This is a genomic window from Micromonospora sp. NPDC047557, from assembly GCF_043205095.1.
Taxonomy (GTDB): Bacteria; Actinomycetota; Actinomycetes; order Mycobacteriales; family Micromonosporaceae; genus Micromonospora.
Genome location: NZ_JBIDDK010000014.1, coordinates 172639 through 186892, shown reverse-complemented (window position 1 = coordinate 186892; position 14254 = coordinate 172639). Strand labels below are relative to the sequence as shown.

At 70.4% G+C, this 14254-nt stretch carries 12 protein-coding genes; 3 read left to right on the top strand and 9 right to left on the bottom strand.

Annotated features, from left to right (window positions below):
- Positions 1–253 precede the first annotated feature (253 nt).
- On the bottom strand, positions 254–1093 hold the full coding sequence (locus ACGGAQ_RS27005) for a GNAT family N-acetyltransferase (protein WP_393053810.1): 840 nt from the start codon (positions 1091–1093) through the stop codon (positions 254–256).
- A 57-nt stretch (positions 1094–1150) separates the two neighbouring features.
- Entirely contained in the window at positions 1151–2374 is a 1224-nt protein-coding gene (locus tag ACGGAQ_RS27000) for an MFS transporter (RefSeq protein WP_393053807.1), read from the bottom strand.
- Between the two features lie 112 nt (positions 2375–2486).
- Here ACGGAQ_RS27000 and ACGGAQ_RS26995 point away from each other — a divergent pair, with 112 nt between their 5' ends.
- Positions 2487–3074, top strand: coding sequence for a PadR family transcriptional regulator (locus ACGGAQ_RS26995; protein ID WP_139586621.1), 588 nt, complete (start codon positions 2487–2489; stop codon positions 3072–3074).
- Between the two features lie 63 nt (positions 3075–3137).
- Here ACGGAQ_RS26995 and ispG read toward each other — a convergent pair whose 3' ends face one another.
- From ispG to ACGGAQ_RS26965, 6 genes are all read right to left on the bottom strand, one after another.
- On the bottom strand, positions 3138–4310 hold the full coding sequence (ispG, locus tag ACGGAQ_RS26990; RefSeq protein ID WP_354856334.1) for a flavodoxin-dependent (E)-4-hydroxy-3-methylbut-2-enyl-diphosphate synthase: 1173 nt from the start codon (positions 4308–4310) through the stop codon (positions 3138–3140).
- A 9-nt stretch (positions 4311–4319) separates the two neighbouring features.
- Positions 4320–5570, bottom strand: a complete 1251-nt coding sequence (locus tag ACGGAQ_RS26985; RefSeq protein WP_393053804.1) for a M50 family metallopeptidase — start codon at positions 5568–5570, stop codon at positions 4320–4322.
- Positions 5570–6781, bottom strand: coding sequence for a 1-deoxy-D-xylulose-5-phosphate reductoisomerase (gene dxr / locus ACGGAQ_RS26980; protein WP_393053801.1), 1212 nt, complete (start codon positions 6779–6781; stop codon positions 5570–5572). Before dxr ends, ACGGAQ_RS26985 begins: the two co-directional genes overlap by 1 nt.
- A 147-nt stretch (positions 6782–6928) precedes the next feature.
- The gene (locus tag ACGGAQ_RS26975) at positions 6929–7570 is read right to left on the bottom strand and encodes a Uma2 family endonuclease (protein ID WP_393053798.1); all 642 of its coding nucleotides are present in this window, start codon (positions 7568–7570) and stop codon (positions 6929–6931) included.
- A gap of 190 nt (positions 7571–7760) precedes the next feature.
- Positions 7761–7961, bottom strand: a complete 201-nt coding sequence (locus ACGGAQ_RS26970) for a DUF397 domain-containing protein (RefSeq protein ID WP_393053795.1) — start codon at positions 7959–7961, stop codon at positions 7761–7763.
- Entirely contained in the window at positions 7952–8758 is an 807-nt protein-coding gene (locus tag ACGGAQ_RS26965) for a Scr1 family TA system antitoxin-like transcriptional regulator (protein ID WP_393053792.1), read from the bottom strand. The genes ACGGAQ_RS26970 and ACGGAQ_RS26965 overlap by 10 nt, the downstream gene beginning before the upstream one ends.
- A gap of 209 nt (positions 8759–8967) precedes the next feature.
- Here ACGGAQ_RS26965 and ACGGAQ_RS26960 point away from each other — a divergent pair, with 209 nt between their 5' ends.
- Both ACGGAQ_RS26960 and ACGGAQ_RS26955 read left to right on the top strand, forming a co-directional pair.
- Positions 8968–9318, top strand: coding sequence for a hypothetical protein (locus tag ACGGAQ_RS26960; protein ID WP_393053789.1), 351 nt, complete (start codon positions 8968–8970; stop codon positions 9316–9318).
- Between the two features lie 114 nt (positions 9319–9432).
- A complete protein-coding gene (locus tag ACGGAQ_RS26955) occupies positions 9433–9876 on the top strand; it encodes a hypothetical protein (RefSeq protein ID WP_393053786.1) in 444 nt (147 codons plus the stop codon).
- A gap of 137 nt (positions 9877–10013) precedes the next feature.
- Here the strand turns inward: ACGGAQ_RS26955 and ACGGAQ_RS26950 are convergent, their stop codons facing one another.
- Positions 10014–13985: a CARDB domain-containing protein gene (locus ACGGAQ_RS26950; RefSeq protein WP_393053784.1), complete on the bottom strand. Its 3972-nt coding sequence runs from the start codon at positions 13983–13985 to the stop codon at positions 10014–10016.
- Between the last annotated feature and the right edge of the window lie 269 nt (positions 13986–14254).

Genomic DNA, 14254 nt, shown 5'->3' with positions numbered 1-14254 from the left:
ACCAACCCCGAGTACTCCACCACCGCATTCCTCAAGGGCCTCAAGCAGGTCGACGGCTGGCAGGACATGCCCCTGACCCAGGCCGCGCAGACCGTGCAGGTCTCCGCGTACCCGGACGCCTACGCCCAGTGGGAGCAGCAGGCCACCGACCTCGTTGGCCAGCACTGGAACAGCTGACCCACCGCACGAACCGACCGATGGCCGGCACCCGAGAACGGGTGCCGGCCATCGGCATATCCAGCCCCGGCTCGGGTCAGAACAGGACGGTGGCGAGTGTGCCGACCGGTTGGAAGCCGCAGCGCTCGTACACCCGACGAGCCGGCAGGTTGAAGTCGTTGACGTACAGGCTGACCGTGGGGGCGACCCGGAGCAGCGCGTCGCGTACGACGGCGGCCATCGCGGCGGCGGCGATGCCGCGGCCCCGCCACTCCGGCGCGACCCAGACGCCCTGGACCTGGGCGGTCCGTTTGGTCACCACGGCCAACTCCGCCTTGAACACGACCTTGCCGTCGACGAACCGGGCGTACGCGCGGCCGGCGCGGACCAGGTCGTTGACCCTGCGGCGGTAACTGCGGCCGGCGTCCTCGGCGAGCGGGGAGACACCGACCTCCTCGGTGTACATGGCGACCGCCGCCGGAAAGAGCCGGTCGACCTCGCCGGAGCGGACGCGGCGTACCTCCGGATCCGCCGGTACGGCCGGCAGCGCGTCGGTGGCCAGCAGCGGCTGGTTGGGGCGGACGTCGCGGGCCGGGCCCCACGTGTCGGAGAGCCGGTCCCAGAGGCCGAGGACGGCGTCGGCACGGCCGACGATCGAGGAGCAGAGCCGCTCCTCCCCGGCGAGCAGGTCGGCGAAGGCGGACACGGCGGCGTCGCTGGCGAGCACCGGTGTCAGGTTGCCGCCGAGCCAGCACAGCGATTCGAGGTTGCGCCGGGCGCCGTACCCCAGGATGCGCCCTTCGGCCCGCCACCAGGACAGGCCGCGCGCGGCGATGCGCTCGGCGACCTGCGCGCCCGCGAACGGGTCACGGTCGAGGAGGCGCTCGACCGCGCGGCGCTCCGATTCCCCCAGTTGCCGTACCGGCACCGTCAGCACGACTACCAGCCTGCCAGATCGACCCCCCGCCCCGCCGGCCGAGTGGCGAGCCCGCCGTCAGACGGTCAGCGGCTCAGCGACCGGGCTGGTCGGACGGGTCCGCTCGGCCCACCGGACAACCGGGGGCACGAGGGCACCGAGCAGGAGGAACAGCCCGCCCAGCGTGAGCCATCCCGGTACGCCCCAACCGAGGGCGAGGCTGGTCACCACGACGGGCGCCAGCATCTTGCCCAGCTCGTAACCCATGCCGTACGTCCCCTGGTACTGCCCCTGCGCGTCGGCGGGCGCCAGCCCGAAGGAGATCCCCCATCCGGCGGCGGAGTGCCACAGCTCCCCGATCACGTGCGCCAGCGACCCGCAGCAGAGCAGGCCGATGGCACCCGGTGTAGGAAGCGCGCCGCTGGCGGCGAACAGTACGCAGGCCAGGGCGATGACGACCCCCGCCCGGCGGGACGCGCGGGCGGCCCCGGGCAGGGTGACGGCGCTGCGTGCCGCGCGTACCTGCAGGAGCACCACCAGCGCGGTGTTGACAAGCGTCAACACCGAGATCATCCAGGCCGGTGCGGTGGTGTGCCGGGCGATCCACAACGGCAGAGCGAGGGTCAGCAGACTGAAGTGCATGGACATCAGCCCGTCCAGCAGGGTGAAGGCGAGGAACGGGCGGTCCCGTAGGGCGACCAGCCGGGGTCCTCGCGTCGGGGCGGCGACGGGTGCGACGGTGGGCAGCCGGACGGAGATCGCCGCTGCGGCCAGCGACGCCGCCGCCGTGGTCAGGATCAGCGCGAGGTAGCCGGCGCGGGTGTCGGCGGCGATGGCGAAGCCGCCGAGGACGGCGCCGACGGAGATCCCGACGTTGGTCGTGGCCCGCAGGTAGGCGCGGGTGTGCACCCGCTGGTCGGCCGGGATCGCGCCGGCGATGAGCGCTCCCCGGGCGCCGCGGTCGACCGCGTCGGCGAGCGCCGTGGCGGCGCCGACCAGCAGGAAAGCGGGGAACGACCGGACGGTGATCAGCCCGGCGGTCAGGACGCCGGCCGCGATCAGCCCGCCGACCTGTGCGCCGCGCGGCCCGACGCGGTCGGCCAGGTAGCCGCTCGGCGCGCTCGCGAGCACGCCGACGAGCGCCGAGATGGTCAGGCCGACACCCACCTGGGTGGCCGAGAGGCCGACCGAGCGGGTGAGGAAGAGCGCGCTGGCGACCAGCCACAGGCCTCGCCCGACGGTCTTGACCAGGGTGCCGAGGGTGAGGATCCGGGCCGGGCCGGGCGGTGGGAGCAGGCGCATGCCCGACACCTTAACAAGACGTACGTACGGTTTGTAAATACGAGCTTGTCGGCGATGCATTGCCGATATATCGTTGATGCATCAGCGACAGTACGCAGAGAGGAAGAACCTCATGAGGTTCCATCGACAGCACCACCCGATGCACGAGGCCCGGATGCGGGGGTTCGGCTTCCCGCCGGTCCCGCCCGGCCCGCACGGCCACGGCCACGAACACGGCGGCCCCTGGGGCGGACGCGGTCGCGGACGGGGCAGGGGTCGACGCCCCAACGTCCGTGGCGCGGTGTTGGCCCTGCTCACCGAGCGGCCGATGCACGGCTACGAGATGATCCAGGAGATCGACTCCCGCACCGGCGGCGCCTGGCGGCCCAGCCCGGGTTCGATCTACCCCACCCTTCAGCTCCTGGAGGACGAGGGTGTGATCGCCGCCAGCACCGAGGAGTCCAGCGGTGGGCGCAAGCGGTTCACGGTCACCGAGGCCGGGCAGGCGGAGGCCACCGCGGCTGCGCAGACCCCGGCATGGGCGGACGTCGCCCAGGGCACCGTGAGCAGTTGGCACGACATCCGCGACTCCGGCGCGCAGGCGATGAACGCCCTGCGCCAGGTGATGATGAACGGCACCGACGACCAGCGTGAGCGGGCCGCCCAGGTGCTCGACGAGACCCGGCGCAAGCTGTACGCGATCCTCGCCGAATCCGAGTGAGATGCGCCAGAACGGATGCGGGCCGCTCCCCGAGGGGGAACGGCCCGCGTTCTTCGAACTGACTCAGTGCACGGTGACGGTCGGGCCGGTGACCAGCCCGCGCAGCTCCTCGGGAAGCTCGGCGCCCATCTCGTCGGCGATGCGCAGCGCCTCCTCGATCAGCGTCTCCACGATCTGCGCCTCGGGCACCGTCTTGACGACCTGGCCCTTGACGAAGATCTGGCCCTTGCCGTTGCCGGAGGCGACGCCGAGGTCGGCCTCGCGGGCCTCGCCCGGGCCGTTCACGACGCAGCCCATGACGGCGACCCGCAGCGGCACCGGCAGCCCCTCCAGGCCGGCGGTGACCTCCTCGGCGAGTTTGTAGACGTCCACCTGGGCCCGCCCGCAGGACGGGCAGGAGACGATCTCCAGACCGCGCTCGCGCAGGCCGAGCGACTCCAGGATCTGGTTGCCGACCTTGATCTCCTCGACCGGCGGGGCGGACAGCGACACCCGGATCGTGTCGCCGATGCCCTCGGCGAGCAGGGCGCCGAACGCGACCGCGGACTTGATGGTGCCCTGGAAGGCCGGCCCGGCCTCGGTGACGCCGAGGTGCAGCGGGTAGTCGCACTGCTCGGCGAGCTGCCGGTACGCGCGGATCATCACGACCGGGTCGTTGTGCTTGACCGAGATCTTGATGTCGCGGAAGCCGTGCTCCTCGAACAGCGAGCACTCCCACAGCGCCGACTCGACGAGCGCCTCGGCGGTGGCCTTGCCGTACTTGGTCAGCAGCCGCTTGTCCAGCGAGCCCGCGTTGACGCCGATCCGGATCGGCACCCCCGCATCCCCAGCGGCGCGAGCGATCTCCTTGACCTTGTCGTCGAACTGCCGGATGTTGCCCGGGTTGACCCGGACGGCCGCGCAGCCGGCGTCGATCGCGGCGAAGACGTACTTGGGCTGGAAGTGGATGTCGGCGATCACCGGAATCTGCGACTTCTTGGCGATCGCGGGCAGCGCCTCGACGTCGTCCTGGGACGGCACCGCCACCCGGACGATCTGGCAGCCGGACGCGGTCAGCTCGGCGATCTGCTGCAGGGTCGCGTTGACGTCGGAGGTGAGGGTCGTGGTCATCGACTGCACGGACACCGGCGCACCGCCGCCAACGGGCACCGAACCGACCATGATCTGGCGGCTGGCCCGGCGGGGAGCGAGCGGCGGGGGCGGCACGGCGGGCATACCGAGACTGATAGCGGTCACTTCAGGCACTCACCTTGAGAAGAGCGTGATGGGGTTGACCACGTCCGCGGCGATGGTGAGCAGCGTGAACGCGCCACCGATCAGGATCACCGCGTACGTGAAGGGCATCAGTTTGAGGTAGTCGACCCGGCCCGGGTCGGCCCGGCCGATCCGCGCGTAGACCCAGGAGCGGGCCCGTTCGAACCAGGCGATGGCGATGTGGCCGCCGTCCACCGGGAGAAGCGGCAGCAGGTTGAACACCCCGATGAAGAAGTTCAGCGACACGAAGAGCATGAAGAAGACCAGCCAGGCGTTGTTCTGCACGGCCTCCCCGCCGAGCCGGCTGGCGCCGACCACGCTGATCGGGGTGTCCACGTCCCGCTCGCCGCCGGTGAGGGCGGTCCACAGGGCGGGGACCTTCTGCGGGATGCGCTGCAACGCCTGCGCGGTGCCGACGGCCAGTTGGCCGGTGAAGTCGGCGGTGGCCCCGAAGGCGCCGACCGGCCCGTACGTCACGCGGGTGGGGGTGCTGGGCACGAGGCCAACGCCGAGCGCGGCCACCGGCGCGGCGGCGCCCTTCGGGTCGTCCAGGGGCGGACGCTGGGTCTGCGCGAGCACCGTGCTGGTGCTGCCCGCCTGCCCGTCGCGGACGTACTCGATCCGCGTGGTGTCGCCCGGCTTGAGACTGCGCAGCGTGGTCAGCAGATCGCCGTAGTTGCCGATCGGGGTGCCGTTGATCGAGGTGATCCGGTCGCCGTCGCGCAGTTGGGCCTGAGCGGCCGGGCTGGCCGCGTCGGCGGGGGTGCACGCCCGCACCGCGTTCTCCGGCACCACGCAGTCGCTGAGCTGGATGACCGCCGGCTCCTTGCGGGCCTGCGCGTCCGTGGTCGGGAAGTCCGGGTTGGGCAGGCCGGCGGAGACGGCGAGGATCCAGATGGTGATCAGCGCGAGCGCGAAGTGCGTGATCGACCCGGCGGCCATCACGATCGTGCGCTTCCACACCGGGTAGCGCCACATCACCCGCGACTCGTCGCCCGGCTCGACGTCGTCGTCCTGCGGCGTCATCCCGACGATCTTGCAGAAGCCGCCGAGCGGGATGCCCTTGACGCCGTACTCGGTCTCACCCCGCCGGAACGACCAGATGGTGGGGCCGAAGCCGACGAAGTACTTGGTGACCTTCATCCCGAACATCTTGGCGGTCAGCAGGTGCCCCGCCTCGTGCAGACTGACCGAGATGAGGATGGCCAGGGCGAAGAGGACCACCCCGAGCAGGTACGACATCAAGCTCCTTCCACCGAACCCGCGATGATCTCCTGCGCGTGCGCGCGCGCCCACGATTCGGCCGCGAGCACGTCCTCGACGGTACCTGGTTCGGCGAAGTCCGGAGCGTCCTCCAACACGCGTTCGAGGGTGTCGACGATGCCGAGGAACGGCAGTCGGCCCGCCACGAACGCCGCCACGCACTCCTCGTTGGCCGCGTTGTAGATCGCCGGGCGGCAGCGCCCGGCCTCCCCGGCGGCCTTGGCCAGGGCCACGGCCGGGAACGCCTCGTCGTCGAGCGGCGCGAACTCCCAGGTGTGCGCGACCGTCCAGTCGACGGCGGCGGCGGCCTCGGGCACCCGGTCCGGCCAGCCGATGCCCAGGGCGATCGGCAGCCGCATGTCCGGTGGGCTGGCCTGAGCGATCGTCGATCCGTCGACGAACTCGACCATCGAGTGGATCACCGACTGCGGGTGCACCATCACGGTGATGTCGGCGTACGGCACGTCGAACAGCTCGTGCGCCTCGATCACCTCAAGCGCCTTGTTGACCATGGTGGCGGAGTTGATCGTGACGACCGGCCCCATGTTCCACGTCGGGTGCGCGAGCGCCTGCTCGGGTGTGACCTGCGTCAACTCGTCGCGTCGCCGACCCCGGAACGGGCCACCGCTGGCCGTGACGATCAGCCGCCGCACCTCGCCGCGCGACCCGGACCGCAGACACTGGGCCAACGCCGAGTGCTCCGAGTCGACCGGCACGATCTGCCCCGGCCGCGTCACCGCGGCCTTGACCAGCGGGCCGCCGGCAACCAGCGACTCCTTGTTGGCCAACGCGAGAGTACGACCACCGCGAAGAGCGGCCAGCGTAGGAGCGAGGCCCAGCGAGCCGACCACGCCGTTGAGCACGACGTCGCACGGCCACTGCGCCAACTCGGTCATGGCATCCGGCCCAGCCACGATCTTGGGAAGTTTGAAGTCGCCGGTGGCCCAGCCCCGCCGGCTCGCCTCGGCGTAGAACGCGAGTTGCAGGTCCTGCGCGGCGGACGCCTTGGCCACCCCGACCGCCTCGACGCCCAGTTCCAGGGCCTGCGCGGCGAGCAACTCGACGTTGCCACCGCCGGCGCCGAGCGCCACCACCCGGAACCGGTCCGGGTTGCGCCGGACGATGTCGATGGCCTGCGTGCCGATCGAACCGGTGGACCCGAGCAGAACAAGGTCGCGGGGGGAAGTCACGAGGCCATTCTCCCCCACCGCCGCTGTACGCCCGCTGGGAGCCTCAGCCGGCCCCGCCCGCCGCTTCCGGCCATGATCGACTCCAGATCGCCGATCTCGGGGTATCCGCAGCTCTCGGATACCCCCACATCGCCGAAACCGTGTCGGTCAAGAGGTGCCAGGCTCTTCTGGGACCGCCTCCTCGCCGAGCAGGTCGCCCGGATCGATGGAGAACTTGAACGGCTCCCGCATGACGAAGCGCGTCCCGGCCGCAGCGGCGGCCACCGGCCGGTACTCCCCCTCGGTCAGCTCGTACAACGCGATCGTGGGCACCCGATTGCGCAGGTCGACCCGGAGGAAGAACGGCACGCCGGCGGCGGCGTACTCACGCGGGCGGTCGATGATGTCCTTGCGCCGGTGCCCGGGAGAGACAATCTCACCGAGGAGCACGGCGTGGTCGATGTTCATTGTCGTTCGACCGCCACCCGGCGCATCGAGGATGACGATGTCCGGGATGAACAGGTCCTGGCCCGAGACGATGTTCGTCTCAAGGTAGAGCCACAGCTTGGCCCGGCGGGCTGCCTGCTTGAGGTGGAACGCGAGGTCCAACTCCGCGTCCTGATGGTCGTACCCGGCATGTGGTGTCACGATCACGCTTCCGCTCAGGACCTCAACCTTGGGGCCGTTGGTCTCCGGCAACAGGTCGAGGGCGAGCTGCGCGGTCCACGGCTCGTCGTGCCACCGCAGCACGTCGAACGACGGCTCGGTGTGCTGCGGCGCCGGCTCCGGCGTAAAAGCTGCCTGGGCCATCCGGGCTCACCCCCTCAGCGGACCATCTTGCTCAGGTCAGCCTAGCCACCGCAGCCCGCGCAGCGCGGCATCGCACACCGAGTCCGCCACCGATCAGCTGCTGCACCCCGCACGGCAGAACAGATCTTGGACAGTTTCCGTTCCGCCCCTAACGGAAACTGTCCAAGATCTGCGGCTTGGCAAAGCGCGGTCATCGCGAGGGTTGGCTGACCACCGTGAACTCGATGAAGGCGGCCCAGGCCGAGGGAGCGAAGGTCAGCACCGGCCCTTGCCGGTCCTTGCTGTCGCGCACGCCGACCAGGTGCGACAGGTTGGTGGCCACCTCCACACACGTGGAGCCCCCGTTGTCGCTGCGGGTGGACGTGCGCCACACCGCATCGGTCAGGTCCATGACTTCGCCAGCTCCCGTACGAGATCCCGTGAGGCCCGCCGGGGCAACGCCTCGCCCCGCAGGCTCTCCCATCTGCGCCGAAGGTTATCAACGTCCTCCGGGCGGTCGGTGACGTGCGCGCGCACCGCGGTGTCGAGGTGCGCGACCTCACCGCTGTCCGGTGTCCGGGCCAGGATGAACGGGCCCGCCAACCCGGCATGCATGCCCGCCTCGGCCGGCACCACGTAGAGGTCCACGTGGGGCTGCTCGGTGATCTGGAGCAGGTGCTCGAACTGCGCCACCATCACGGCCGGGGCACCGATCGCCCGCCGCAGCACCGCCTCGTCGACCACCGCCACGAACTCCGGCGGGTGCTCCCGGCTCAGCACCGACTGCCGGTCCATGCGTGAGCCCACCCGTTGCTCGACCTCCGGCTCCCGCAGCATCCCCCCGCCGCGCAGCACTGCCCGGGCGTACGCCTCGGTCTGCAGGAGGCCGGGGATCAACGACGGCTCGAACCAGCGGATCATGGTCGCCTCCCGTTCGACGGTGATCCACTCACGCAACCAAGGCGGAGCGGCGTCGGCCCGGACCAGGGTGAGCAGCCGCTCGAACAGCCCACCTGCCTCCAATATCCCGTCCACCCGGGCGATGAAGTCCTGCGAGGGAGTGCGGTGACCGATCTCCACCATCCCCACCAGCGACGACGAGTAGCTGATGCGCTGCGCCAAGTCCTCCTGGCTCAGCCCGCGTTCCCGGCGAGCCCGTCGCAGCTCAGCCCCGAGGAACTCCAGCGTCGACGCCGGGCCGTTGTCCATCACACCTCCACCACATCTCGCCCACCAGTCACCACCGGCCATCACCGCGTCTCGGCGGATCGGCACACCCGGCGCTGAGGGCGCTCACCACCTTCCGACGGTAGTCGCGTCCACAGCAGAGTGTGAACAGGCGCGAGGAAGGTGGGCGCAATGGGCAAGCAGGTCGGGTTGGTGCCGCTGACACCGAGGCATCGCCGCAACTGGGCACGGTGGGGTCGGTACTGCACCTGTGGGCTGCGCTGGCCCTGTCCGGACCGGCCGCGTGGTGCGGCCCGACCAGTGTGGCCCTGCCGGTGGACGCGATGACCGCGCCACGGTGGGTCATCCACCTGCCGACCACGCTGACCAGCCTCGACGAGGTCACCGCCCTGGCTGTGGCGCTAAGCGACTCGCTCGGTCACCTCGCCGTCGTCGACTTCGGGGAGACGACGCTCAGCGAGGAGGACGCGCAGTTCCTCCGTACCCGAGTGTTCTGCGACGCCCTGCTCGGCGGCGCGGGCCGGTGCCGGCGTCCCGACGCCCACGACGGCCCCTGCGGGCTGGCCCGTCACCGCGGCTGACCCGACGCCGACCATGACCGACCGTCATGATCATGCGCCTGATCGACGGATGGCCCGGGCTGTCCTGCTCCGCGAGCATCAGCGGCGATCACGGTCAAACACGGAGGGGACCACATGAACCAGAAGCTTCAGGCGCGCGCGTTCGAGCGGGTGGCGTCGATCCTGCAACCCGGGGAACAGCCGGTCACCGCGACCCGGGCGATGGTCGGCAGTTTCTCGGCCGGCCGACTCGGGACGGTCGTCTCGCAAGGACTGATCACCGCGGGCGCCGGGGCGGTGGGCCACGCTCTGGCGCGGACCAAGAAGCAGTTCGTCGTCCTCACCGACCGGCGGCTGATCTTCCTGCCGCAGACCTTCCTCGGCGGGCCCGGCACTGGTGTGCTCGCCGAGGTGCCCCGGGAACACGTCGCGCTCGCCGAGGCGAAGATGGGCATCGTGAGCCTGCTGCGCCTCGCCTTCGGCGCCGCTGGAGACGGCGTCACCCTTACCTTCCCCCGGGTGGACAAGAAGAACGCCGAGGCCCTCGCCGCGGCCCTGGCGCCGGCGCCGACCGCCTGACCAGGCCGCGCTGATCAACTCGGGTTCATGGAAGTCGGGGTGTCCGCGGGCCGCGGACACCCCGATTTCAGTGAAAGCGTGTTGATCAGGCGATGGGTGGAACGGCCGGGGACCGCCGGAGCGGCCCCCGACCGGGACTAGCCCCCGTTGATGACGAACTGGGAGCCCGGCTGGATGACGATGTTGCCGTCGGCCGAGTTGGTGATTGTCACGTTCGTCAGGTTGGCGTTGCCGCGCGCGCCGCTCATCGCGAGGATGCCGGCACCGTTGGTGGACTTGTCGATGCGCACGTTGGTGATGGCGACGTTCGGCATGTTGCCGCCGCCGTTCTTGAACTGGATGCCGTCGTACGTCGAATCGATGATGTCGGTGTCGCGGATGGTGACGCCGACGATGTCCCGGGTCGACGGGAAGAGCGTGATGGCGCCGAACTCCTGGTCCTCGTTCCAGAACGCGCCGCCGGTGCGGTAGAGCCCGTTGTTGGCGATCACCGTCGTTCCGGAGAAGGGCAACGGGTCGTGGTCGGTCGCCAGCATGATGCCCGGGTAGTTCGCGGTGTCGTAGACCAGGTTGTTCTCGATCGAGTTGTCGTAGCCGCCGTAGATGGCGATGCCGTTGGCCCGCCAGGGCAGCTGGACGGTGTTGTTGACGAAGTGGTTGTCGTGGGCGATGTCGACGCTGCGGTCCTTGACGTACGGGTTGGCCCAGACGGCTAGCGCGTCGTCGCCGGTGGTGCGGAAGGACGAGTTGAACACCCGCGAGTTGCGCGTGCCGTTGCTGAAGTTGATGCCGTCGGCGTACGTGTCGCGGATCCGCATGCCGGTGAACTCCAGCCCGTCGGCCGGGCCCCACAGCTCAGGGATGTTGTCGTAGTCGCGGCCCACCCAGACACCCACGTTGGCGTGCTCGATCCAGACGTTGCTGATCTTCGTGCCGGCGCCGAAGCGACCGTTCAGACCGACGCCACCCTCGGCGTTGCCGTCACCGCCGCGGATCCGGCCCGAGCCGAAGATGGCGATGTCGGAGATCTGGGTGTTCTTGTCGATGTCGAAGCCGAAGTTGCCCTCATGCGGGTGGTTGATGCCGCCCACCACGTTCTGCGGCTCGGTCAGTGTGTAGAGCTGCGAGTGCCACATGCCGGCGCCCCGGATCGTGACGTTGCTGATGCCGACCTGGTTGTACATGCCCCGGTTCTGCGGGTCGTCGGTCAGGATCTTCTGCTCCTGCCGCCACTGCCCGGCGGGGATCCAGACGCAGCCGATGACACCGTTCTGGTCGTCGGTCACGGCCCGCTGGATGGCGGCGGTGTCGTCGAGCCCGTCGTTCGGAACCGCGCCGTACGTGGTGATCGAGGTGCAGCCGGCGGGCTGGCTCGCCGGCGGGGCCACCTGCTCCAGGTCGATCATGTCGATGACGTAGAACGAGGCGGTGTCACCCGAGTCGCGCTGCAACTTGAACCGGGTGCCGGCCGGGTACGACTGCGACAGCAGCGCGTTCGACTCGTCGAACAGCCGTCGGGCGTCGGCCTGCGGGGTGTTGGTCAGCGCCTCCGGCCCGTCGGTGTTGCCGTAGAGCCAGCTGTGCTTCGACGACAGGGTCAACTTCCGGGAGAAGACGTCGTTGACGTAGAGGCTGATGGTCGCCTCGATGCCACCGCCACCGGGAGCGTCCGGGATGGAGTTGCGCACCACGATGGAGTTGGCCTGGTTGGCCGAGGTGAACTCGACGAACTGGCCGGTGCTGGTGAGCCGTACCGACTTGCGGCCGGAGGACTCGCTGGCGAAGTTGGTGTGCCCGAAGGTGCGCAGCGGGTCGGTCTCCAGCAGCGTGCCCTGGTAACGGCCGGCCTCGGCCTCGTAGGAGACGTACGGGACGGCGGCCCCGCGGCCGACCACTATCGACTGGCTGAACGCGTTGTTGCTCTCGTTGGTCTCGGTGACCACGTTTGTCGCGTCGGCGGTGGCGGTGATGGTGGCGCCGCCGCTGGTGGCGGTCCAGCTGCCGGTGACGGCCACGGTGGCCGTCGCGCCCGCGGCGATCGAGGCGGTGCTGGTGTTGAGCGTGGTGCTGCCCACCACCAGTCGGGTGACGGTGGTCGCGCCGGTCGCGGTGGTGCCCCGGTTGCGGACCGTCACGGTGAAGGTGACGGACGCCCCGACGGCCGGGTTCGGCGGGTTCGAGGCGATGCTGAGCACCTGGAGGTCCGGCCCCGGTGCCTGCGCGACCACCAGCGGCGACGCCGCCGTGAGGCTGTTGTTGCCGTTGTTCTGCTCGACGATCGTGTTCGTCGGGTCGACCACCGCCGAGACGGCGTAACTGCCCATCGGCCGCGTACCGGCGTTGAACGACACGGTGGTCGAGCCGCCCGCGGCGAGCGCGCCCACCGTGGCGCTGCCGACGACCGCGCCGGCCAGGCTGAAGTTGACAGTGGTCGCGCCGGCGGACGCCGACCCGATGTTCTGCACGACGGCCGAGAGGGTGACCGCGCTGGCCTCGGTGGGCGACGTGGGTGACCAGGTCACCGAGCTGACGACCAGGTCCGGGTTGGGTGCCGGGGTGCCGCACACCTCCAGCTCGGCCACCTGGCCGGACGGGGCGCCGGTGTTGCCGGTGAACCGCAACTGCACGTCCGCGGTGGTCGCGGTGACCGGGATCGTCACCACGTTGGCGCCCTGGACGAACTGGTAGGCCGCCGCCGACACCAGGCTGGTGTACGCCGACGACGCCTGGTCGCGGCCGAGGACCTGGATGGTCTGGGTACGGGTGCCCCAGGCCGGGTCGGGGTTGAGCTTGACGGTGACGCCGGAGATCGAGTGGTTCGCGCCCAGCGCCACGGTCAGGTTCTGCGGGTAGCTCGCCGCGCCCTCCCAGTAGGTGGTGAGCTGCCCGTCGTTCGCCTTGTCCGGGGTGAAGCTGAAGGTGGAGCCGCTCGCCGTCATGCTCTTGCCCGCCGCCACGTTGGTGCAGGCCGGTGGGTTGCTGCCGGTGCGGGTGACGGTGTTGCTGGTGCCGGAGAGGTTGCCAGCGCCGTCGCGGGCACGGACGTAGTACGACACGGTCGCCGTCGCGGGCTGGGTGTCCTGATAGGTGAGGACGGTGCCCAGCGTCGCGATCAGGCTGCCGCCCCGGTAGACGTTGTAGCCGGCCAGGCCGCTGCCACCGGAGTCGGTCGACGCGCCCCAGGTGAGCGTGATCGTGCTGCCCGACGTGCTCTGCGAGAGCGTCCCCGGCACGCTCGGCGCGGTGGTGTCACCACTGCCGGTACGGGTGACCGTGTTGCTGTTGCCGGAGAGGTTGCCGGCGGCGTCGCGAGCACGGACGTAGTAGGACACCGTCGCCGTGGCCGGCTGGGTGTCCGTGAAGGTGGTCACGTTCCCGACGGACTGGAGGAACGCGCCGTTGCGGTAGATGTCGTAGCCGGCGACGCCGCTGCCGCCCGCGTTGTCGGTGGACGCGACCCAGTTGAGGGTGATGGTGGTGCCCGACTGGGTGTACGAGAGGTTGCCCGGGACGCTCGGCGCGGTGGTGTCCGGGGTGGTCGTGCCGCTGCCGTACACCTCCAGCTCGGAGAGCTGCCCGGCCGGCCAGCCGCTGTTGGCGGTGACGGTGATCCGCACGTAGCGGGTGGTGGACGCGCTGAAGGTGATCGTGACGGTGCTGCCGCTCGCCGGGTTGAAGGTGTACGTCTGCGACCCGACCAGGTCGGTGAACGACGAACCGGTGGCGCTGCCCTGCACGCTCAACGTCTGCGTACGGGTCCCCCAGCCGGAGGTCGGCAGCTTCAGCACGACCTGGTTGACCGACTGCGACGAGCCGAGATCGACCTGCACCCACTGGGGAAACGAGTTGTTGAGGCTCTCCCAGTAGCTGCCCGCGTTGCCGTCGACGACCTTCGACGAGTCGTAGACGTCGGCGTGGCCGCTCTCCTGGGTGGGACGACCCTGGGCGAGGTTGGTGGCGGCCGGGGCGAAGGCGCTGCCCGACGCGGCGGCCGGGGCGGCGGGGCGGGCGGCGCCGGCCGGGCTCGCGACCGCCGTCGCCCCCGCCGTGGCCATCAGCGTGGCCACGGCCATGGCCGCCACCATCCTGAAGAGATTCGTTCGTCTCATCACTGTCCTTGTCGTCGGGGGACGGTCGCCGCGGTGGCGTGACCACGGGGGTGGGGGTGCGGCGGTGCAGCGCCGGCCCGCGGGAGTGGGCCGGTGTCGAGAGAGACGGGGGGCGGTACGGACGGCGCGAGGCACGACCAGCAACGGGCCACAGGGAGGCCCGTTGAATCTTCCGGATGCGTGCTCGGAATCGTGCACGTCTTTGTCGAAATCTTGCGTTACTTTGGCCAAAGGTTACTGACGTGCTACGGGAGCGTCAACACTTCGAC